At 66.7% G+C, this 19,905-nt stretch carries 21 protein-coding genes; 13 read left to right on the top strand and 8 right to left on the bottom strand.

The features are described from left to right. Window positions 1-20: 20 nt before the first annotated feature. Window positions 21-383 (bottom strand): 2Fe-2S iron-sulfur cluster-binding protein, encoded by a 363-nt coding sequence (locus KBZ15_RS02020; protein ID WP_197150045.1) that lies wholly within the window; start codon window positions 381-383, stop codon window positions 21-23. Window positions 384-465: 82 nt separating this feature from the next. Here KBZ15_RS02020 and KBZ15_RS02015 point away from each other — a divergent pair, with 82 nt between their 5' ends. Continuing rightward, on the top strand, window positions 466-1,128 hold the full coding sequence (locus KBZ15_RS02015; RefSeq protein WP_254932228.1) for a class I SAM-dependent methyltransferase: 663 nt from the start codon (window positions 466-468) through the stop codon (window positions 1,126-1,128). Between the two features lie 410 nt (window positions 1,129-1,538). On the opposite strand, the gene KBZ15_RS02010 is transcribed toward KBZ15_RS02015, so the two are convergent. Next, complete coding sequence (locus KBZ15_RS02010) at window positions 1,539-1,940, bottom strand: resolvase (RefSeq protein ID WP_255012959.1); 402 nt, start codon at window positions 1,938-1,940, stop codon at window positions 1,539-1,541. A gap of 302 nt (window positions 1,941-2,242) precedes the next feature. On the opposite strand from KBZ15_RS02010, the gene KBZ15_RS02005 reads away from it, so the two are divergent. The 4 genes from KBZ15_RS02005 to KBZ15_RS01990 all read left to right on the top strand — a co-directional run bounded on the left by KBZ15_RS02005 (window position 2,243) and on the right by KBZ15_RS01990 (window position 6,954). Continuing rightward, window positions 2,243-4,069 carry a proline--tRNA ligase gene (locus KBZ15_RS02005; RefSeq protein WP_255012946.1) on the top strand — a complete coding sequence of 609 codons (1,827 nt, stop codon included), beginning with the start codon at window positions 2,243-2,245 and terminating at the stop codon, window positions 4,067-4,069. Window positions 4,070-4,120: 51 nt separating this feature from the next. Next, window positions 4,121-4,555: a photosystem II protein Psb27 gene (gene psb27 / locus KBZ15_RS02000; RefSeq protein WP_396123380.1), complete on the top strand. Its 435-nt coding sequence runs from the start codon at window positions 4,121-4,123 to the stop codon at window positions 4,553-4,555. Window positions 4,556-4,643: 88 nt separating this feature from the next. After that, window positions 4,644-5,963 carry an adenylosuccinate synthase gene (locus tag KBZ15_RS01995; RefSeq protein WP_255012944.1) on the top strand — a complete coding sequence of 440 codons (1,320 nt, stop codon included), beginning with the start codon at window positions 4,644-4,646 and terminating at the stop codon, window positions 5,961-5,963. Between the two features lies 1 nt (window position 5,964). Then, entirely contained in the window at window positions 5,965-6,954 is a 990-nt protein-coding gene (locus KBZ15_RS01990; protein WP_255012943.1) for an adenosine kinase, read from the top strand. Between the two features lie 12 nt (window positions 6,955-6,966). Here the strand turns inward: KBZ15_RS01990 and KBZ15_RS01985 are convergent, their stop codons facing one another. Then, entirely contained in the window at window positions 6,967-7,755 is a 789-nt protein-coding gene (locus tag KBZ15_RS01985; protein WP_255012942.1) for a precorrin-6A/cobalt-precorrin-6A reductase, read from the bottom strand. A gap of 47 nt (window positions 7,756-7,802) precedes the next feature. On the opposite strand from KBZ15_RS01985, the gene KBZ15_RS01980 reads away from it, so the two are divergent. Then, complete coding sequence (locus tag KBZ15_RS01980; protein ID WP_255012941.1) at window positions 7,803-8,312, top strand: single-stranded DNA-binding protein; 510 nt, start codon at window positions 7,803-7,805, stop codon at window positions 8,310-8,312. A gap of 1 nt (window position 8,313) precedes the next feature. On the opposite strand, the gene KBZ15_RS01975 is transcribed toward KBZ15_RS01980, so the two are convergent. Beyond that, complete coding sequence (locus tag KBZ15_RS01975; RefSeq protein WP_255012940.1) at window positions 8,314-8,502, bottom strand: hypothetical protein; 189 nt, start codon at window positions 8,500-8,502, stop codon at window positions 8,314-8,316. A 23-nt stretch (window positions 8,503-8,525) separates the two neighbouring features. Between KBZ15_RS01975 and KBZ15_RS01970 the strand changes: the two genes are divergently transcribed. The 3 genes from KBZ15_RS01970 to KBZ15_RS01960 are packed head-to-tail and all read left to right on the top strand — an operon-like array spanning window position 8,526 to window position 11,088. Further along, window positions 8,526-9,086: a DUF2854 domain-containing protein gene (locus tag KBZ15_RS01970; RefSeq protein ID WP_255012939.1), complete on the top strand. Its 561-nt coding sequence runs from the start codon at window positions 8,526-8,528 to the stop codon at window positions 9,084-9,086. A 15-nt stretch (window positions 9,087-9,101) separates the two neighbouring features. Continuing rightward, a complete protein-coding gene (gene argB / locus KBZ15_RS01965; protein ID WP_197153262.1) occupies window positions 9,102-9,980 on the top strand; it encodes an acetylglutamate kinase in 879 nt (292 codons plus the stop codon). Beyond that, window positions 9,973-11,088: a DUF3153 domain-containing protein gene (locus KBZ15_RS01960; RefSeq protein ID WP_255012938.1), complete on the top strand. Its 1,116-nt coding sequence runs from the start codon at window positions 9,973-9,975 to the stop codon at window positions 11,086-11,088. Before argB ends, KBZ15_RS01960 begins: the two co-directional genes overlap by 8 nt. On the opposite strand, the gene priA is transcribed toward KBZ15_RS01960, so the two are convergent. Then, window positions 11,085-13,322 carry a primosomal protein N' gene (priA, locus tag KBZ15_RS01955; RefSeq protein WP_255012937.1) on the bottom strand — a complete coding sequence of 746 codons (2,238 nt, stop codon included), beginning with the start codon at window positions 13,320-13,322 and terminating at the stop codon, window positions 11,085-11,087. The two genes, KBZ15_RS01960 and priA, sit on opposite strands and share 4 nt — an antisense overlap. Window positions 13,323-13,676: 354 nt before the next feature. Between priA and rpoD the strand changes: the two genes are divergently transcribed. Genes rpoD through KBZ15_RS01935 form a run of 4 tightly spaced genes read left to right on the top strand, consistent with a single transcriptional unit; the run spans window position 13,677 to window position 18,414 of the window. Then, entirely contained in the window at window positions 13,677-15,050 is a 1,374-nt protein-coding gene (gene rpoD, locus KBZ15_RS01950) for an RNA polymerase sigma factor RpoD (RefSeq protein ID WP_255012936.1), read from the top strand. Continuing rightward, window positions 15,050-15,442, top strand: a complete 393-nt coding sequence (locus KBZ15_RS01945) for a DUF1824 family protein (RefSeq protein WP_255012935.1) — start codon at window positions 15,050-15,052, stop codon at window positions 15,440-15,442. Before rpoD ends, KBZ15_RS01945 begins: the two co-directional genes overlap by 1 nt. Before the next feature lie 25 nt (window positions 15,443-15,467). Continuing rightward, a complete protein-coding gene (hemC, locus tag KBZ15_RS01940; RefSeq protein WP_255012934.1) occupies window positions 15,468-16,418 on the top strand; it encodes a hydroxymethylbilane synthase in 951 nt (316 codons plus the stop codon). Next, on the top strand, window positions 16,393-18,414 hold the full coding sequence (locus KBZ15_RS01935) for a chloride channel protein (protein WP_255012932.1): 2,022 nt from the start codon (window positions 16,393-16,395) through the stop codon (window positions 18,412-18,414). The genes hemC and KBZ15_RS01935 overlap by 26 nt, the downstream gene beginning before the upstream one ends. Here KBZ15_RS01935 and KBZ15_RS01930 read toward each other — a convergent pair. From KBZ15_RS01930 to KBZ15_RS01920, 3 genes are all read right to left on the bottom strand, one after another. Then, window positions 18,386-18,559 carry a hypothetical protein gene (locus tag KBZ15_RS01930; protein ID WP_254930238.1) on the bottom strand — a complete coding sequence of 58 codons (174 nt, stop codon included), beginning with the start codon at window positions 18,557-18,559 and terminating at the stop codon, window positions 18,386-18,388. The genes KBZ15_RS01935 and KBZ15_RS01930 overlap by 29 nt on opposite strands. 126 nt (window positions 18,560-18,685) lie before the next feature. Next, window positions 18,686-19,204, bottom strand: a complete 519-nt coding sequence (locus tag KBZ15_RS01925; protein ID WP_255012930.1) for a L,D-transpeptidase — start codon at window positions 19,202-19,204, stop codon at window positions 18,686-18,688. 31 nt (window positions 19,205-19,235) lie between these two features. Beyond that, window positions 19,236-19,823: an inorganic diphosphatase gene (locus KBZ15_RS01920; protein WP_197150103.1), complete on the bottom strand. Its 588-nt coding sequence runs from the start codon at window positions 19,821-19,823 to the stop codon at window positions 19,236-19,238. Window positions 19,824-19,905: the final 82 nt, after the last annotated feature.

The following is a 19,905-nucleotide window of genomic DNA, read 5'->3' as shown; positions in this document are numbered from 1 at the left end:
TCAGGGAGCTCGAAAGCGGATTACTTGCGGCCAATCAGAGACTTGAGAGCCCCGACCAGGCTGTTGGAACCCTGGCCCACGGCGTTGCTGGGCCGGGTGCGAACGGTGACGTCACCGTTGACACTGGTGCGGCAGCTGAGGCGGAAATTGGCGGGGCGATCGGCCAGGTAGACCTCCTCCACATCGCTGCGGGGGGAGAGGTTCTGCATGCCCTCAACCACTTCCATCACGCAGGTTCCGCATTGGCCCAGGCCGCCGCAGTTGTTGACATTGTTCAGCCCCTTGTAGGGATTGATGCCCGCATCCAGGGCAGCCTTGCGCAGGTTTGCTCCCTCGATGCAACCGACCTGCTGGCCTTCCTGTTCAAAACGGATGGTGGGCACGGTCGGGCTGGGGGAATGGGCGCCGCCCAACTTAAGCCACGCCCGTCCCCCTGCCTAGCATTAGATCCCCCGACTTCAAGCCGTGTCAGCTCCCATCGGCTACGACCTGATCGTGCAGCAGCTGATTCCTGGCTACGCCAGCCTGGCCCGACTGGCGGTGGCCCTGCTGGCAGCCTCCCCCTTGGCTGGCCGCCAGGGGGCTGCGGTGCTGGTCGCCGGATGCGGCACCGGGGCCGAGCTGGTTGAGGCCCGGGCCCAGCGGCCCGACTGGCGACTGACGGCCATTGACCCCTCTGCTGAAATGCTTGCCGCGGCCCGCCAGCGGCTGGGCGCGGAGGGCATCAGCTGGCGCCAGAGCAGCGTGGAGGATCTCCAGGCGGATGGCTGCTTTGCCGGAGCGCTCTCGGTGCTGGTGCTGCAGTCGCTGCCCGATGACGGGGCGAAACTGGCCTTCCTCGCCGCCCTGGCCCGCAGCCTTGAACCCGGCGGCCAACTGGTGCTGGTGGACCTGATGGCGCCGGAGCGATCCGCCCTGCAGAGTCAGGTGGGAGAGGCCTGGCTGGGCTTCCAGCGCGCCAGCGGTCTCGAGGCCGATCCGGAGGTGCTCGAACCCCTTACCCAGGGGCTCCACCCCATTGGCGAAGCCCGACTCAACTCCCTTGTCAATGCCGCCGGCTTCAGTGATCCGGCCAAGATTTTTCAGGCCCTGGGCTATGAGGGCTTTCTGCTGCAACGAACCCCCTGAAGGCGACGAGTCAGTGGGGTTGCCAAAGTCCAGCGCTCAGGGATCGGGAACCTGGGTCAAAGCTGAATCCGTTGGCACCAGCAGGGTCGCGGACCGTCCACCCACAACGGTGGCAATGGGGACTACCGCGGTAACCAAGGCAATCAAGGTGCCCAGGAGAAGGGGGAGAAGGGCCTGCTGGCCTGGACTGTAAGGATCCTCAGGCTGATCGGCTACTGACTCTGAATCAATCGATTGGCGATCGGTCAATTCTTGATCGCCGGCCTGGGATTCTCGGGGAACAACATCCATGGGGTAGGAGCGGACTCCATAGCCCAGTCCCTAATCGTTAATAACTAATTTCAATCCTGACACCTTTTGCGAGCAACTGCCAAAACTCCCCTTCAAAACACTCCTTGCCCCCTGACGGCTCAGGCAGCCGGGCGGGCGCCATGGTCGAGCTGGTCGCGGCGGGCACTGAGGTCAACGGCAGTGCGTCCATCGAGATGGTCGAGATGGTCAAGCCGTGAGCGGATGGTCCGCAGCTCCTCAAGGATGGCGCCCAGTAACTCCTGGGTGGCCGTGGAGGGGGAGTTCAGCACCTCAACGGTCACCTCTTTGATACGCAACACGTCCCGGGCGAAGCGGGCCACCTCGTTGGGGTGAAACATCAGGGGATCTTTCTGATCGGTCCTGTACTCAGGATTGAGCTTGCGCGGATTGAAGGGTGGGTTGAGATTGCGGGGGTCGGTGTTGGTATAGCGGTATACCGATGCCCGGGAACGGTTCAGGGCCTTCTGCACCTCATCGATCCCAATCAGACCCTCGCTCACCTCTGGGGCAGAGAAGGGAACAGCTTCCCGATCGGTTGGCTCGCCTGGACCGGAGCCGAACCTGCTGGGATCAGAATCCCTAACAGAACCCGTAAAAGCGGCGGCCCCATTGGTGCCTGCTCCGCTTTCGGCTCCAGCTTCAGCTCTGGGGTGGGAAGGCATGGGACCTCTAGGGCGCAGACCGAGACGGTTGGGAACCTAGCAGGGGTTTCCGGGACCCCCTCCCCCGGTGGCCACCCAGGCAATTGTGTGGCCAGGCAAGGCCTGGTGATAGGTTCCGCCCTCCCCCGAACCACCTGGCCATGCGCGTCTCCCGCCTGATGCTGGTGACGTTGCGCGATGACCCGGCGGAAGCCGAGATCCCCTCGCACAAGTTGTTGCTGCGGGCCGGTTACATCCGACGCATGGGCCCAGGGCTCTACGCCTACCTGCCCCTGATGTGGCGCGTGCTGCAGAAGGTTTCAAAGGTTGTGCGTGAGGAGATGGACGCGACCGGGGCGCTGGAAACCCTGCTGCCCCAGCTGCATCCTGCGGAGCTCTGGCAGCGCAGTGGCCGCTGGGCGGGCTACACCGCAGGCGAGGGGATCATGTTTCACCTCCAAGACCGCCAGGGCCGATCCCTGGGGCTGGGACCCACCCATGAGGAGGTCGTGACGGAGCTGGCTGGGGACTTGTTGAGGTCCTATCGACAGTTACCGGTGAATCTGTATCAGATTCAAACCAAGTTCCGCGATGAAATCCGCCCCCGCTTCGGGCTCATGCGGGGGCGGGAATTCATCATGAAAGATGCCTACTCCTTCCATGCTGATGAGGAGTGCCTGCGGCAGAGCTATGCGGAGATGGACCGGGCCTACCGCCGCATCTTTGCCCGCTGCGGCCTGCGGACCGTGGCAGTGGAAGCGGACAGCGGGGCGATCGGTGGCTCCGCCAGCCAGGAATTCATGGTCACTGCCGAGGCGGGCGAAGACCTGATCCTGGCCAGCGGCGATGGGCGCTATGCCGCCAATCAGGAACGGGCCATCTCCCTTGCGACAGAAGCAGTTGCCCTGCCGCAAGGGACCAGGGCCGCCGGCCTGGGCGAGGCCCTGGCCACCCCTGGGCAAAGCAGCATCGAAGGCCTGTGCAAGGCCCATGGCTTCGATTCCAGCCAAATCCTGAAGGTGCTGCTGCTGCTGGCCCGCTTCGAGGACGGCCACCAGCAGCCCCTGCTGGTGAGCCTGCGGGGAGATCAGCAACTCAACGATGTGAAATTGGCCAATGCGGTGTCGGCACGCTGCTCAGCCGCCCATGGCGCCCTGCTCGAGATCGCCCCGCTCAGCGCCGAGGCCTCCAGCAAGGAGGGGCTCGGCCCGATTCCCTTCGGCTACCTGGGGCCCCAGCTCGAGGATGGCCTGCTGGATGGGGCCCGCACCTGGGCAAGGACATTCCTGCGGCTCGCCGACAGCAGCGCCACTGGGTTGGAGGCCTTTGTCTGCGGGGCCAACCGGATAGATACCCACCTAGTAGGTGCCGCCTGGGGATCCCTGTGTCCCTCCCCGGAGGCCCTGGACCTCCGCGCCGCCCAGCCGGGCGACCGCTGCCAGCACGACCCCAGCCAGCGCCTGGAGGCGAGCCGGGGCATCGAGGTGGGACACATCTTCCAACTGGGCCGCAAGTACTCCGAAGCCCTAGGCGCCCGCTTCACCAACGGCTCCGGAGCCGAGGAGGCCCTGTGGATGGGCTGCTACGGCATCGGCGTCTCCCGACTGGCCCAGGCAGCCGTGGAACAGCTCCACGACGGGAAGGGCATCTGCTGGCCCCCATCGATCGCTCCCTATGAGGTGATCGTGGTGGTGGCCAATGGGGCCGAAGCCAGCCAACGGGAGCTGGGGGAACTGCTTTACAGCCAACTTCAGGCCAGCGGCGTCGAGGTGTTGCTGGACGACCGCGACGAACGGGCCGGGGTGAAGTTCAAGGACGCGGATCTGATCGGTATCCCCTGGCGGGTTGTGGTGGGCCGAGCCGCGGCGGCGGGCCTGGTGGAGCTGGTGGAGCGCTGCAGCGGCCACCAGCAGGAACTGGCGGCCACCGCCCTGCTGGAAACCCTCCTGCCCAGCCTGGAGCGCGGCAGGCAGGGGCTGGCGCCCTGAGGGTTCGGCGCCTGGGGTGGCTTCTAGGATCAGATCACCCGAATCAATCCCATGGCCGGTATGTTCTCCCCCTTCCGCCAGCGGTTGAGGCTGCTGATTTCCCGCCTGGCGATTCTGCTGGTGCTCTGCCTGAGCCTGGGGCTCACGGCCTGCAGCACTGCCAGCACCGGCATCACAGGCAACTACGTGGAGGACACCGTCGCAGTGGCCGACAGTCTGCTGGCCACCATCGCGCTGGCGGCAGAGGATCCCGCCAGGGGCGAGGCCGAAACCCAGGCCCGCAGCCTGAGCAGCGGCTACGTGGCCCGCTACCGGCCCCGTGGTGACGTCAATGGGCTGGCCTCATTCACCACCATGCAGACAGCCATCAACTCCCTGGCCGGCCACTACACCAACTACCCGAATCGCCCCTTGCCCGATGCCCTCAAGGAGCGGCTCACCAAGGAGTTGAACAAGGCGGAAATCTCTGTTGCTCGAGGCGCCTGAGCTGCCCTCCAGGGACCGGCATCTTTGACGAACGGTCCCTTGATCTGAGAGGCTCTATCTTTGTGCTCAACAGCGGCCAGCGGCCGCCGTGTCCTTGGCCAACGTCGTCGTCATCGGAGCGCAGTGGGGCGACGAGGGCAAGGGCAAGATCACCGATCTGCTGAGCCGCTCCGCCGATGTGGTGGTGCGTTACCAGGGCGGTGTCAATGCCGGCCACACGATCGTCGTAGACGGCATCGTGCTCAAGCTGCACCTGATTCCCTCGGGCATCCTCTACCCCGACACCATCTGCCTGATCGGCTCGGGCACGGTGGTGGACCCCAAGGTGATGCTCGGTGAGCTCGACATGCTCGCCGGCCATGGCATCGATGTGTCGGGGCTGAAACTGGCCTCGACGGCCCACGTCACCATGCCCTACCACCGCCTGCTGGATCTGGCGATGGAAGAGCGCCGTGGCGACCGCCGCATCGGCACCACCGGCCGGGGCATCGGCCCCACCTACGCGGATAAGTCAGAACGCAACGGCATCCGCATTCTCGACATCCTCGATGGGGCCCGCCTGCGCCAGCGGCTGGCTGGCCCGCTGGCGGAGAAGAACGAAATCCTGCAGAAGCTCTACGGGCTCGAACCGCTTGACTTCGAGGCCATGGTGGCCGAGTACGTCGGCTATGGCGAGCGTCTGGCCCCCCACGTGGTCGACTGCACCCGCACCATCCACCAGGCAGCCCGCGCCCGCCAGAACATCCTGTTTGAGGGAGCCCAGGGCACCCTGCTGGACCTGGACCACGGCACCTATCCCTATGTCACCTCCTCCAATCCGGTGAGCGGGGGGGCCTGCATCGGCGCCGGCGTCGGCCCCACCCTGATCGACCGGGTGATCGGCGTGGCCAAGGCTTACACCACCCGGGTGGGCGAAGGCCCCTTCCCCACCGAGCTCGACGGCAGCCTCAACGACCACCTCTGCGACCGCGGCTGCGAGTTCGGCACCACCACGGGGCGGCGGCGCCGCTGCGGCTGGTTTGACGGTGTGATCGGGCGCTATGCAGTTGAGGTGAATGGTCTCGACTGCCTGGCGATCACCAAGCTCGACGTGCTGGATGAACTCGATGAGATCCAGGTGTGTGTCGCCTATGACCTCGACGGCGAGCGGATTGATTACTTCCCCAGCAGCTCGGAGGATTTCGCCCGCTGCAAGCCCATTTTCGAAACCCTGCCCGGCTGGCAAACCTCCACAGCCCACTGCCGCAGCCTCGATGAGCTGCCCCCAACGGCGATGAGTTATCTGCGCTTCCTGGCCGACCTGATGGAGGTGCCCATCGCCATAGTCTCCCTGGGGGCCAGCCGGGACCAGACCATCGTGGTAGAAGATCCAATCCACGGCCCCAAACGCGCCCTGCTGAGTAACTGAAATGGAAAAGTGCTTCGACGTTGTCGGCATCGGCAACGCCATCGTGGATGTGCTGGTTCAGGCCGATGACCGCTTCCTTGAGGACCATGACCTGACCAAGGGCACGATGGCCCTGGTCGATGAACATCAGGCGGAGCGCCTCTACGCCAGCGTGGGCCCTGGCCTGGAGACCTCCGGCGGTTCAGCCGCCAACACCCTGGCAGGGGTGGCCCAGCTGGGCGGCAGGGCCGGCTTCATCGGCCGGGTGCGCGACGACCAGCTCGGCGGCATCTTTGCCCACGACATCCGCTCGGTGGGGGCCCGTTTCGAGACCCCGGCCGCCACGGAGGGCCCCTCCACCGCCCGCTGCCTGATCCTGGTGACCCCCGATGCCCAGCGCACCATGTGCACCTACCTGGGGGCATCGGTGGGCCTGGATCCGGCCGACCTCGATCTGGAGATGGTGGCCCAGGCCAAACTCCTCTATCTCGAGGGCTACCTGTGGGACAGCGACGAGGCCAAGGCGGCCTTCATCGCCGCGGCCGAAATGGCTCGCGCCCATGGCGGTGAGGTGGCCCTGAGCCTCTCCGATGCCTTCTGCGTCGAGCGCCACCGCGACAGCTTCCAGGAGCTGGTCGATGGCCACGTCGACATCCTGTTTGCCAACGAAATGGAGATCACGGCCCTCTACAAGGCCAACAGCTTTGAAGAGGCCGCCGACCAGGTGCGGGGCCGCTGCAAGCTGGCAGCCCTCACCCGCAGCGAGCAGGGTTCCCTGATCCTGAATGGATCCAGCACCCACCAGGTGGAGCCCTACAGCCTTGGCCCCCTGGTGGACACCACCGGTGCCGGCGACCTCTACGCCGCCGGCTTCCTGCACGCCTATACCCAGGGGCAGGAGATCGCAGCCTGCGGCCGCCTGGGCTCCCTCTGTGCCGGCCAGGTGGTGACCCAGCTCGGTCCCCGTCCCCAGGGCTCCCTCAGGGAGCTGGTGGCCCAGCATCTGGGCTGAGGGCGGCGTCCGTCATGGGCTGGAGGGCTTCCACCCAGCCAGTGTGGCCAGCAGCGCCTCCGCATCGAGGCCCTCCACCCCGGCCTGCTCCTGGGGCCGGCGCAGCAGCAGCAGGCCCAGCCCCTCGCTGCGGCAAATCCGGCGCCAGAGCTGCTCGGTGGGGCCACCGGACTGGCGCGCCAGCACGGTGGTGATGCGCCAGCGACGCACCAGGGCCCGCTCCACTGCCAGATCCGAACCCGGCCGCAGGCAGGCGACCCGATCGGGCTCCAGACCCGCAGCCATGGCCTGTTGCAGCGAGTTGGCTGTGGGCAACAAGCGGGCGTAGTGGCGGGCACCGCGGCTCTGCGCCATGGCCACTGCCAGCTGGCGGGCGCCGATGGCCAGCAGCAGGTTCTGACCCGCCAGGGGCACAGCCTGCAGATCCTCCAGTGCCGGGAGCAGGGTGGCCGGGCCCGCCAGGGCCGGGCGCAGCAGGCGCAACAGGCGCTGTTGCTGGCGGCCACAGACCGCCGCCAGATCGCGGCTCACCTGGCAGGCAAAGGGATGGCTGGCATCGACCACCACCGCATAGGGATGGCCAGCGGCCCGGGCAGCGGCCAGTTCGGCCCCAACTCCGGCCTCACCCGCTATGGCCCCGACCTGGATGGTCAGATCGTCGGAGGCTGAATAGGCCAGAGCCGCCGCCGGTGTGACCACACTCACCGTCAGCTGCCAGCCCATGGCAAGCAGCTGCTGGGCCAGCACGGGCCCCTCGCCGGTGCCGGAAAGCAACCAGAGCCGCCTGGATTCCTGGTGCATTTCAGCTCTGTGCATCAGGATGGTTTCCAGCCAATGGTTGTCTGGGAGTGAATCACTGTCTGCTTGAAGTCGAGGTGCTCGAAGCGCCTCAGGTGCGCTACACCCAGGACAACCAGACGCCGGTGGCGGAGATGGCCGTGCAGATGGACGGCCTGCGGCCCGACGATCCCCCTGCCCAACTGAAGGTAGTGGGCTGGGGAAACCTGGCCCAGGAGCTCCAGAACAGGGTGCAGGTGGGCCAGCGCCTGATGCTGGAAGGCCGCCTGCGCATGAACACCGTCACCCGCCCGGACGGGGTAAAGGAAAAACGGGCTGAATTCACCCTGGCCAGGCTCCATGCCATTGGAGCTGGCGCCGCAGCAGCCCCCTCCTCCTCCTTCCCCGCCCCCGCTTCCTCCTCCGGCCCAGGCCCTGGCACCGCCCCTACGGCGAGCCGGGCCCCAGCTCGCGCCCCAACCCCTGCAGCACCAGTGCCCCAGCCAGCCAGCCAGGCGCCCACCTGGAACACCTCTCCGCTGGTATCAGACCTTCCCGAAGAAGACGACATTCCTTTCTGAGTCAAAGCTGCCTGTCACCGCTCCCTTCCCTTTCCCTGAGCTGGTCCAGCAACTGGCCCAGCTCCCGCTCCAGGGCCGCCAGATCAAGCCGCCATTGCGGCCAGCGGCCAGCATCGATCTGGCGCAGCAACCAAAGCCGGTCAGCCCTGAGGTCTTCGATCAATTGGGCCGTGCCGGGCTCATGAGCCATGGGGGATACGGGAAGATGGCTGGATGCAAGCCATTCTCTCCCCAGGCAGCCTGGTGACCATTGCTGGCGCCGTGCTCACGGTGATCGGCACAATCGCCTACGCCACCGACATCCCCAATCTGAGCCTACCCACGATCTTCTACGGGATCCCGATCCTGTTGGGTGGCCTGGCCCTGAAATCCTCAGAGCTGCCTCCTCCCGAGCGGCTCACCCCGGCAAGCCGGTTCAAGCAGCTGCGCGAGCAGGCCGCAAGCGAGCCCCTGCGCAAGCTGCTGGCCGACGTGGATCGCTGGCGCTACGGCCAGAAAGCCCACCTCGAGAGCTCCCTGGAGGCGCTCAAGCTCTGGGATGAGGAGGCCCCACCCCAGCTGCTCAGTGTGGAGGAGCTCGACTGTGGCGGCCACTACGGCCTCCGCCTTCGCTTCCGCTGCGCCGGAGTCCCCCTGGAGCGCTGGCAGGCCCGGCGTGAGCGCCTCAGCCGCTTCTTCGGGCCAGGGCTGAGCGCCGAGATCCAGGCTGGGCGCCAGGGCGAATTCAGCCTGGCCCTGGTGCCCCAAGCCGGGGCGAGCGAACAAACCACCTAGAGCTCCGAACCCTTGATCAGCAACCAGGACACCCTGAGGGTGTCGGTCCTCAGTGAGGCCCTCCCCTACATCCAACGCTTTGCCGGCCGCCGGGTGGTGGTCAAGTACGGCGGCGCCGCCATGGTGCGTGAAGAGCTGCGCGACGCCGTCTACCGCGATCTGGTGCTGCTGGCATCGGTGGGCGTCCAGCCGGTGGTGGTCCATGGCGGCGGCCCAGAGATAAACGAGTGGCTCACCCGGCTCAACATCGAGCCGATCTTTCGCAATGGGTTGCGGGTCACCACCCCGGAAACCATGGACGTGGTGGAGATGGTGCTGGCGGGCCGGGTCAACAAGCACATCGTCAATGGCCTCAACCGGGTCGGCGGCAAAGCCGTGGGACTGTGCGGCAGCGATGGTTCCCTAGTGCGGGCCCGCACCTACGCCGAGGGGATTAACGGCTTGGTGGGGGAGGTGGCAGCTGTCGACCCCTCCGTGCTCTTCCCCCTGCTCGATGCCGGCTACATCCCGGTGATCTCAAGTGTGGCTGCCGATGGCGAGGGCCAGGCCCACAACATCAACGCGGATACGGTGGCCGGCGAACTGGCGGCGGCCCTCCAGGCCGAAAAGTTGATCTTGCTCACCGACACGGCCGGGATCCTGCGGGATCGTTCGGACCCGAGCTCCCTAATCCGCCAACTCAGCCTGTCCCAGGCCCGTGAGCTGATCCGAGCAGGGGTGGTAGAGGGCGGCATGACCCCCAAAACCGAGTGCTGCATCCGGGCCCTGGCCCAGGGAGTGGCGGCGGCGCACATCGTCGATGGGCGGGTGGCCCACGCCCTGCTGCTCGAGGTTTTCAGCGACGCGGGCATCGGCACCATGGTGGTGGGCAGCCAACGCTCCAGCCATGGCTGACGCCCAGCTGGCTCTGGCCCGGGCCGCCCTGGAGCGCGGGGACTACGGCCGGGTAATACAGCTGCTTGAGTCCCTGGTGCCGGACCATTCCCCGGCCACCTTGCTGGGGGCGGAGATCCAGCTGGTGCTGGCCACAGCCTGGATGGGCCGGGGCGACAACGGCCGCGCCATGGTGTGTTGCCGCCAGATCAAACGCTGCCGGGATGCCAGCGTGCGGGCCCAGGCCCAGGATCTGCTCAGCGTGCTGGAGGCGCCGGCCCTGGAGCGGCCCCGCGACTGGTCGATAACCCTGCCGGATCTGGGCTCGGCCGAGGCGATGGGAGGCCAGATGCAACAGCTGGCGCGGCAGCGGCGCTCCAGCAAGCCGCTGCCTCCCCCGCCGCCGCCGGTGGGGCCGACCCGGGCTCCCCTGGGCTTTGCCCTACTGGCGATCCTGCTGTTGCTGCTCACCGTATTGCTGAGTGGCTGCATGGAGGTGCGCACCGAGCTGGAGTTCAAGGGGCCAGGGCGGCTGCAGATCTCCCACGCCTTGCTGAGCGGCGGCACCCAGCTGAACCCCTGGCAGCGCCAGTTCAGCCAGAGCCTGCGCAGCCAGGGCTTTCGCCCCACTCCGGCCTCCCGCACCCAAGCCCATGCCGGCGGGGATCTGCGGCTGGAGAGCCCGGTGCTCGCGGCCCCCCAGGCCCTGGCCCTGCTGGCGGCCAACCTGGAGCAAGCGGCCCAGCTGGGCGGCATCAGCCTGCCCACCCCAATAGTTGGGTTGAAAGAGCGCAACTGGCTGGTGGGGGTGCGGCAGACCCTTGAGCTGGCGGTGGATCTGCGCGATATCAGCCCCATGCCGGGATTCCGGGCCAGCCTTCAGTTCGAACCGGTGGGGGCGCTGGCGGTGCAGCAGGCCAGCCCGGAGCCTGCCACCGCCATGGCCGGCCGGGTGGCCCTGCTCTGGCCCCTGCAGTTCGGGGCGCTCAACAGCCTGCACCTTTCCTGCTGGCGCTGGAGTGGGCTCGGCCTGGGCGGCCTGCTGATCGCGGCCGGCCTCGCCCTGGTGCTGGCCCTGGTGCGCCTGCGCCGGGCCCTAGGTTTCGGCCTGCCAGAGCTACCCGCCTAGAGGCTGATGGGGTCGGGGTCGATCGCCAGTCCCACCCCGGCGGGCAAGCCCTGACGCAGCAGGGCCTCACTGGGAAGGGGCAGGGCCTGGCCGGCGGGGCCATGCAACAGCAGCTGCCAGCGACTCTTGCCAGCCACCCGGGCCACCGGGGCCGGGGCCGGGCCGATCAACAGCCAGCCGGCATCCTCCAGGCCGGCACCGATTCGTTCGGCCAGAGCGGCCGCTGCGGTGGCCGTGGCGCTGGCCGTGGGCCCGCTCAGCCGCAGCAGGCAGGCCCGGCTGAAGGGCACCAGCCCCGCCTGGCGGCGCAGCTGAATCTCCTCAGCCAGAAACTGCTCATAGCGCCCATCCACCAGATGGCGGATCACCGGATGGTCGGGGCTGTAGGTCTGTACCAGCACCTCACCGGGACGTTCGCCCCGGCCGGCCCGGCCCGCCAGCTGCAATAAGAGCTGCAAGCACTGCTCCGAGGAGCGCAGATCGGGTCGGTGCAGCAAACCGTCGGCCGCCAGCACCGCCGCCAGGGTGACCCGGGGCAGGTCCATGCCCTTGGCCAGCATCTGGGTGCCCACCAGCACATCCGCTTCCCCCTGGGCAAAACGATCCAGCAGGCGGCGATGGCCATCCCTGCCGCGGGTTGTGTCACGGTCGAAGCGCAGCAGCCGCAGCCCCTCCAGTTCGGCGGCCAACTGTTCCATCACCCTTTGGGTGCCAGCACCAAAGGGCTTGAAGGCGGTGGAGCCGCAGTGGCCGCAGCGATCCCCCAGCTCGGCGCGGTGGTCACACCAATGGCAGCGCAGCCACTCCTGACCGGCCTTGGAGCGGTGCACGGTGAGGGCCACATCGCAGTGGGGGCAGAGCACCGCCTCGCCGCAGCTGCGGCAGCTCAGGAAGGCCCGGTAGCCCCGCCGGGGCACCAGCACCACCGCCTGTTCGCCCTTCTCCTGCAGCTGCTCGAGTCGTCCCATCAGGGCCCTACTGATCAGGCGGCGGTGGCCATCTGCCAGCTCATGGCGCATGTCAATCACCCGCACCGCTGGCAGGGGCCGCGAGCCGATCCGCTCCGGCAAACGCAGCAGCTCGATGGCAGGGTTGGATCCCTGGCAGCCCAACCAGCTCTCCAGAGAGGGGGTGGCACTGCCAAGCACCAGCCGTGCCCCACTGTTCCTGGCCCGCAGGCGGGCCACATCCCTGGCGTGGTAGCAGGGCATGGGGCTGTCCTGCTTGTAGGAGCTGTCGTGCTCCTCATCCAGCACGATCAGGCCCAGCTGCGCCAACGGCAGAAAAATGGCCGAGCGAGTGCCCACGACCAGCACCGGTTCAGGGCCAAGGCAGCGCCGCCAGGTGGCCACCCTGGTCGCATCGGACAAGCCGCTATGAAACTCAACAACCCGGCTGCCGAAGCGCTCGCGGGCCCGATCGAGGAGCTGGGGAATCAGGCCGATCTCTGGCGTGAGCAGCAGGCAACCCTGACCCGCCGCGAGCGCGTGGGCCGCGGCCTGGAGATAGACCTCGGTTTTGCCGGCACCGGTGACCCCCCAGAGCAGAAATTCCCGACCGGGTACCGCGCCCAGGACTGCCCGCACCGCAGCGGCTTGGGCCTGGGTGAGTACCGCCCCAGGGCCGACCCCGCCCGGGGGGGGCGAGGGGAGGAGGTGGGGCTGGCCCTGGAATCGATGAACCAGACCCCGCTCCTCCAATCCCTTCAGCACGGCACGGCTGAAGCCACCGCCAGCGCAGAGCTCCCGCAGGGGCACGGGCCCGGGCTGGAGCTCCAGATGGGCCAATAAATCGAGTTGGCGAGGGGTGAGGCGCTGCTCTGGCCGCGGCGCGGCGGCGCGTTGCACCAACCAGATCGGCCTGGGCCCGCCGCTGGGGCCCTGGCGGCGCTGGCCCAACCAGCCTGGGGGGAGGGCACTTTTAAGAGTTTTGAAGAGGCTGGTGTGGCAGGCAGCCGCCACGGCCTCGATCAGGTTTTGCCACTGGCCATCTACGGCGGCCCGTTGCCACACCGCCAGGATCGGCTGCATGGTCTTACCGCTGAGACTGGCCGGCAGCTTTTGCATGGCTCCCACCACCAGGCCGGTATGAGGACGGCCCTGCAGCCGAACCCGCACCAGATCGCCGATTCCAGCTGGCTCCTGCTCCGCATTGGCATAGGTAAAAATCTGGCCTTCCCGGCCCGCCTCCAGCCAGATCTGGAGCCAGGGCCCCGATGTGCTTGCAAAGGTCACGGCCCATTCATAGGATGTGGGGGTTGGGCAGTCCAAGGGCTGCCGTCGGAACTGAGCAGAGTTCCTTCCAGCGGGAAGACCTGAAGAGAGACCCTCGGGAGCCAGCCTCCCACCATTCGGGCTCCCGGTCTGCGACCACCCCTGACAGCACTGCCCAGGCTTCGGCCGCCGACCCTTTGCAATTTGCCGGGTCGTTCCCAGCCCTGAAGTTACCGGTCGTTCCCACTTGTGCCTCCCGCCTGAATCAGGTTTCTGTTTCGGGCTGGTTATCAGCTGATGCTGAGACGCACCGGTCCCCCTCCCGGCTTTGTGCCGCCATCTGCCCCAGTTCCCGTTTCCCAGTTCCCGTTTCCCATGAGCCCCGCTGCTACCCAGCCCAAAGCAAGCCCGGAAATTCTGATGGTCTCCCCAGCCACAGCGACTGAAGTGGCTGGGGAACCGAAGGCCAAGAAGGCTGCGGCCAAAACCAAAGCCACCACTTCCAAAGCCACCACAGCCAAAGCCAGCACACCCAAGGTCGCCACTGCCAAGGTTGCCGCTGCTAAGGCCGGCACCATCAAAGCCGGTACTGCCAAAGCAAGCACTGCCAAATCAAGCACCACCAAAGCCACCACCGTTAAATCAGAGCCCGCCAAGAAAAAACCGGCCAAAACAGTCCAGCCCGCAGCAGCAGCAGCTGAGCTCCTGCCCAGCAGCCCCATCGACGACGATGGGGAGAAGGAAAAGGCCGATGCCAAGGCCGCCAAGGTGCTGGCGAACATCAAGGTGGGCCCCAAGGGCGTCTATACCGAAGACTCGATTCGGGTTTACCTCCAGGAGATCGGTCGGATCCGACTGCTGCGGGCCGACGAAGAAATTGAACTGGCCCGCAAGATCGCCGACCTGCTGCAACTGGAGGAGCTGGCGGCCCAGTTTGAAGCCGATCACAGCCACCACCCGGACACCAAGGAGTGGGCCGCGCTGGTGGACATGCCGGTGATCAAGTTCCGGCGCCGCCTGATGCTCGGCCGCCGGGCCAAGGAAAAGATGGTGCAGTCCAACCTGCGCCTGGTGGTGTCGATCGCCAAGAAGTACATGAACCGGGGCCTGAGCTTCCAGGACCTGATCCAGGAGGGCTCCCTCGGCCTGATCCGCGCCGCCGAGAAGTTTGACCACGAGAAGGGCTACAAGTTTTCCACCTATGCCACCTGGTGGATCCGCCAGGCCATCACCCGGGCCATCGCCGACCAGAGCCGCACCATCCGCCTGCCGGTGCACCTCTACGAAACGATCTCGCGGATCAAGAAAACCACCAAGACCCTCTCCCAGGAATTTGGCCGCAAGCCCACCGAGGAGGAGATCGCCGAATCGATGGAAATGACCATCGAGAAGCTGCGCTTCATCGCCAAGAGCGCCCAGCTGCCGATCTCCCTGGAAACTCCGATCGGCAAGGAAGAAGACTCCCGCCTGGGCGACTTCATTGAGGCAGACATCGAAAATCCCGAGCAGGACGTAGCCAAAAACCTGTTGCGGGAAGACCTCGAAGGGGTGCTGGCCACCCTCAGCCCCAGGGAGCGCGACGTGCTGCGCCTGCGCTACGGCCTCGATGACGGCCGCATGAAGACCCTCGAAGAGATTGGCCAGATCTTCGATGTGACCCGCGAGCGCATCCGTCAGATCGAAGCCAAGGCCCTGCGCAAGCTGCGCCACCCCAACCGCAACGGCGTGCTCAAGGAGTACATCAAATAGTGCGGCTGAATGACCTGCGCGGATTGCGCAGCGCCCCAACCCTGGCGGTTGCCGACAGCAAGGCCCTGCTGGCCGAGCTGCTTACGGGCATGAAGGCCTGTGAATGGTTCACAGCTGGGGTGATGGCCGATTCAGCCCTGGCGGCCCTCCAGTGCCTGCGCCAGCTGGAGCAAGCGCTGGGCTGGCCCCCCCTGGCGCCAGACCCCGCCGGCGAGGCGCCCGAGAAGATTGCCGGCGCGGTGTTTCTCAAGGCCAACCAGCACACGGGCCGCTTTCTGATGCGTCCGGAAACCGGTCTGGGCGAGGGACTGCTGATCACCGGCCACAACCCGGGCAATCCCGCCGCCGAGGACACCTGGGGGCCCTTGCCCCTTGATTTCTTCGGCCCCTAGTGTGGCCTGCTGTGATCTGGCACCGATGGCCAACCCCCTGCGCATCGCCTCCCGCCGCAGCCAGCTGGCCATGGTGCAAACCCACTGGGTGCGCGATGAACTGGCCAAGGCCCACGCCGGCCTGGAGATAACGATCGAGGCCATGGCCACCAAGGGCGACAAGATCCTCGATGTGGCCCTAGCCAAAATCGGCGACAAAGGTCTGTTCACCAAGGAGCTCGAGGCCCAGATGCTGGTCGACCAGGCCGACATCGCCGTCCACAGCCTCAAGGACCTGCCGACGAACCTGCCTGAGGGGTTGATGCTGGGCTGCATCACCGAGCGGGAAGATCCCGCCGACGCCCTGGTGGTGCATGCGAAGCACCAGGACCGCAACCTCGCCAATCTGCCTGAAGGTTCGGTGGTGGGCACCAGCTCCCTGCGCCGCCTGGCCCAGTTGCGCCATCACTACCCCCAGCTGCTGTTCAAGGACGTGCGCGGCAACGTGATCACCCGCCTGGAGAAGTTGGATGCCGGCAACTACGACTGCCTGATCCTTGCTGCCGCGGGTCTGGGCCGCCTGGGCCTGGGGGATCGCATCCACGAACTGCTCGATCCCTCCATCTGCCTGCACGCCGTGGGCCAGGGCGCCCTCGGCATCGAGTGCCGGGAGGGCGACGAAGCGGTGCTCGCTCAGATTCGAGTGCTGGAGCACCTCCCCACCGCCCGACGCTGCCTGGCGGAGCGGGCCTTTCTGCGGGAACTGGAGGGTGGCTGCCAGGTGCCCATCGGCGTCAACAGCCGCATTGAGGGCGATGAGCTGGTGCTGACGGGCATGGTGGCCAGCCTCGATGGCGAGCGGCTGATCCGCGATGGGGCCCGGGGGCCCCAGACGGATCCCGAGGCGATCGGCATGGCCCTGGCCCACACCTTGAAGGCCCAAGGGGCCGGAGAGATCCTGGAGGAGATCTTTGCAACGGTCCGGCCTGAAGCCTGAAGCCGGCGAGCCCTCCGCTCGCCCCTACCAGTGGAACCTGCTGGCCTGGGCCGCCTTGGTCGGCGTTCTGACGGGCCTGGCCGTGGTGGGCTTCCATGAATTGCTGGGCTTCATCAACAACGGCCTGTTCGGACCATTCGTAGATGGGCTGCTCTCCTTTGGTCGGGCCCAACCGCCGCCGCCGCCGCTTGAGCTCCCCCCCCTGCCGCCGGATACGGGCACGCCCCTAAAGGCCCTGCTGCAGGTTGGCCTGGGCGGCCTGGGTTTTCTGCCGCCACCCCCCGCCGCCCCCCAGCCGGCAGCGCTGCCCGTCTCCTTGCTGCCCGACTGGATCCGCCTTTGGCCAGTGGTGGTGGTGCCGACCCTGGGGGGCCTGGCCGTGGGACTGCTGCGCCGCTACGGCGGCGAGCTGGGGCCTGGATTGCCGAGCCTGATGGCCATGGCCGATGGCGCCCTGCCAGCCCAGCCCAGACTCCCCCTGCTGCGCCTGCTGGGCGCATCCGTGAGCCTGGGCAGTGGCGCTTCCCTCGGCCCGGAGGGACCGAGCGTGGAAAGTGGCGGCAACCTGGGGCTCTGGGTGGCCCTGCGCGGCGGTTTGTCGCCCCAGAGTCAGAAGGCGCTGGTGGCAGCGGGGGTGGCCGCTGGGCTGGCAGCTGGCTTCAAGGCCCCCATCGCCGGAGTCTTCTTCGCCTTTGAGGGCAGTTTCAGCGCCATCCAGGGGCGGCCCAGCCTGAGGGCAGTGCTGGTGGCAGCCGTGGCCTCATCGCTGGTCACCCAATTGTTGCTGGGCGACACGCCGATCCTGAGGCTGCCTGCCTACGAGGTGCGTTCCCCCTTGGAGCTGCCCCTCTATCTGGGGCTCGGCCTGGTTGCCAGCCTGATGTCCTGGGCCCTGGTGAGCCTATTGGCCGCAGGCCGCAGCGAAAGGCTGCAAACCTGGCTGGCCAAGCTGCCACCCGGGGTGCCCACCGCCGTGGGCGGGGCATGCGTGGGCCTAATCGCCCTTGGCTTTCCCCAGGTACTGGGGGTGGGCTACGACACCGTTGAGGCCCTGCTGGGCAGCAACGGCGGCGTACCGCTGCTCACCTTGCTGGTGCTGCTCGGCGTGAAGCTACTGGCAACGGGCATCAGCAATGCCACCGGATTTGTGGGGGGCGGATTTGCCCCTGCGCTGGTGCTCGGCGCCGTGCTGGGCAACTGCTACGGCCAGCTGCTCGGCGAAAGCGGCCTGCACCTGCCCGTAGCCGAACCTCCCGCCTACGCCATGGTGGGCATGGCCGCGGTGCTGGCCGGCAGTGCCCGGGCGCCGCTGACGGCCCTGCTGCTGCTCTTTGAACTGACCCGCGATATCCGCATCGTGTTGCCGCTGATGGCCGCCGCCGGGCTCAGTGCCGCCCTGGTGGAACGCTGGCAGGGGCTGGCCGATCCGGGCCTACTCGGCCCCGACCCGATTGAGGAGCAACGTCGCCGCCAACTGGCAGCGTTGCCGGTGGCTGAGGCCTTCGAGCCAGAGGCGCCCCTGGTGCTGCCGGCAGAACTGGCGGCCAGTCAGGCCCTGCGCCAGCTGGTGGACGCCCATGGCCACTGCCTGGTGGTGGCCGAGGGAGCCTGGGTGGTGGGGCTGGTAACCCTGGCTGATCTGCAGCGGGCCCTCAACGCCGAGCCCATGCCCACCCAGACCAGTACCGAGACAAAGCCCAAGGTGCCATCAATGCCCACGATGCCCAAGCTGATCGACTGCCGGCGCGGAGATCTGGTCTGGTTGCCGCTGGACGCCCAGCTGGCCGAGCTGGAAGACCAGCTCACCCCCAACGGCCTGCGCCAAGTACCCGTTTTCGATGTGCAGGACGCCAGAACGGCAGCCCTGCCCCATGGATTGCCCAACCCCGGCCTGCCTGTGGCTGCACTGCGGGGTCTGGCGAGCCGCGATGGCATGGCCAGGGCCCTAGCCCGAAGCTCCAGCCTGATCAGGAATTTAGCTGAAGCTGACGGGTGAGCTCCTGGGCCGCGGGATCAACGGCACAGAGCCGCTCGAGGATGCGCTCCAGATCGAGACTCGACAACTCCCCATCGCTGGCCCATTTCAGCGTTGTGCTGACCTGGGGTTCGGCGGGCTGGTGGGGTTGGGAAGCCGGAGTCATGGATGGACGAATCGAGGCCCAAGACCTCATTGGGGCCTAAAAGATACCGCCAGAAGAGCCAGGAGGAGGCCGGTAAGAACGGATCTCCAGAATGTTTTCCAACCAGGCAAACCGTTGCCACCTGCTTTAGCGCTGGACGATCACCGGGGTGCCAACCTCCACCAGATCAAACAGCTTGCGCACGTGCTCGTGCAGCATCCGCACGCAGCCGTTGGTGACGGCAGACCTGGAGCTCACGGTCCACGACCAGGCCGCCGGCGTGCCATGGATCCCGTATTGGTTGGGTCCGCTCTGCTGAAAGCCCAGCCAGCGATCCCCGAGGGGGCTGTTGGGCCCCACCCTGGAATTGATCTTGCCGCTTTTGGTGCTCTGGTATTTGGGGTTAATCACCTTGTTCTGCACGACAAAGCGACCCAGGGGAGTGGGGGTGCCGGGGCTGCCGATGGCCACAGGCCAGCTGCTGATCAGCTTGCCGTTATCCCGCAGGCTGATGGTGCGCCGGCCCAGCTGCAGCACAATTTCACGGCTGCTGGGTTGGGGTGCTGGCTGGCTAGTTGGCTGGCTGGCTGGCCCCGGCGCTGCCCAGAGCGGGGCGGTCGCCAGGGGGAGTGCGGCCAGGGGAAGTGCCACCAGAGAGATCAGCATTCCAGCCCGGTTCATGGCGTGGGGCCCGAGGTCAGTTGACCAATTTGGCATCAATGGTTTCGAGATAGCGCTGCTCACACTCCTGAATGATCCGCACCGCCTCGACGGGCTCCAGGAAACCATTGACCTTGCAAGTGCCGGGCTTCTTGAGATCTTTGTAGTGCTCCCAGTAGTAGGTGGTTTCCTTGAGCCACTGCTCACCGAGCTGGGTGTAGCTGGTGATGTGGTCCATGCGCTTGTCGTCGGCGAGCACGGCAATCACCTTGTCATCCACCTCGCCGCCATCATCGAAAGTCATGATGCCGATAATGCGGGCCTCCACCAGGGAACCGGGCACCAGGGGCTCGGTGACATTGACAATCTCGATATCGAGGGGGTCGCCATCCTCATCCCAGGTGCGGGGGATGCAGCCGTAGGCGAAGGGATAGGCCAGGGAGGAATAGCCAACCCGGTCGAGCTTGAGGTGGCCGGTCTCGGTGATCAACTCGTATTTATTGATCGTCATCGAGTTGAGCTCCACGATCGCGTTGAGCCGCAGCTCGGCCTGATCGGCAAAGGCCGGCAGCACGTGCAGCAGGTTGAGCATCGTGCGGCTTGGAGCGTGGTCGATGTTCGCCATGGAGAAGGGAGATCTGCGGCGCGCATCCTATGCAGGGACCTGAAGCAGCTCCAATTTGAACTTGAGGTATTGAAGGAATGGC

Source organism: Cyanobium sp. BA20m-p-22 (assembly GCF_024346275.1).
Classification (GTDB): Bacteria; Cyanobacteriota; Cyanobacteriia; order PCC-6307; family Cyanobiaceae; genus Cyanobium_A.
The sequence above is the reverse complement of the archived record's forward strand: the minus strand, read 5'-3'. Positions and strand labels throughout refer to the sequence as shown.

Excerpts from the sequence above, each read along its gene's own strand:
- KBZ15_RS02005 (WP_255012946.1), top strand. The coding sequence starts at position 2,243 with ATGCGCGTCTCCCGCCTGATGCTGGTGACGTTGCGCGATGACCCGGCG.
- KBZ15_RS01925 (WP_255012930.1), bottom strand. The coding sequence starts at position 19,204 with ATGCTGATCTCTCTGGTGGCACTTCCCCTGGCCGCACTCCCCCTGGCG.
- KBZ15_RS01975 (WP_255012940.1), bottom strand. The coding sequence starts at position 8,502 with ATGGCTCATGAGCCCGGCACGGCCCAATTGATCGAAGACCTCAGGGCT.
- hemC (WP_255012934.1), top strand. The coding sequence starts at position 15,468 with ATGGCCAACCCCCTGCGCATCGCCTCCCGCCGCAGCCAGCTGGCCATG.
- KBZ15_RS01960 (WP_255012938.1), top strand. The coding sequence starts at position 9,973 with ATGGCTGACGCCCAGCTGGCTCTGGCCCGGGCCGCCCTGGAGCGCGGG.
- KBZ15_RS01970 (WP_255012939.1), top strand. The coding sequence starts at position 8,526 with ATGCAAGCCATTCTCTCCCCAGGCAGCCTGGTGACCATTGCTGGCGCC.
- psb27 (WP_396123380.1), top strand. The coding sequence starts at position 4,121 with ATGGCCGGTATGTTCTCCCCCTTCCGCCAGCGGTTGAGGCTGCTGATT.
- KBZ15_RS01985 (WP_255012942.1), bottom strand. The coding sequence starts at position 7,755 with ATGCACCAGGAATCCAGGCGGCTCTGGTTGCTTTCCGGCACCGGCGAG.
- KBZ15_RS01920 (WP_197150103.1), bottom strand. The coding sequence starts at position 19,823 with ATGGCGAACATCGACCACGCTCCAAGCCGCACGATGCTCAACCTGCTG.
- rpoD (WP_255012936.1), top strand. The coding sequence starts at position 13,677 with ATGAGCCCCGCTGCTACCCAGCCCAAAGCAAGCCCGGAAATTCTGATG.
- KBZ15_RS01990 (WP_255012943.1), top strand. The coding sequence starts at position 5,965 with ATGGAAAAGTGCTTCGACGTTGTCGGCATCGGCAACGCCATCGTGGAT.
- KBZ15_RS01930 (WP_254930238.1), bottom strand. The coding sequence starts at position 18,559 with ATGACTCCGGCTTCCCAACCCCACCAGCCCGCCGAACCCCAGGTCAGC.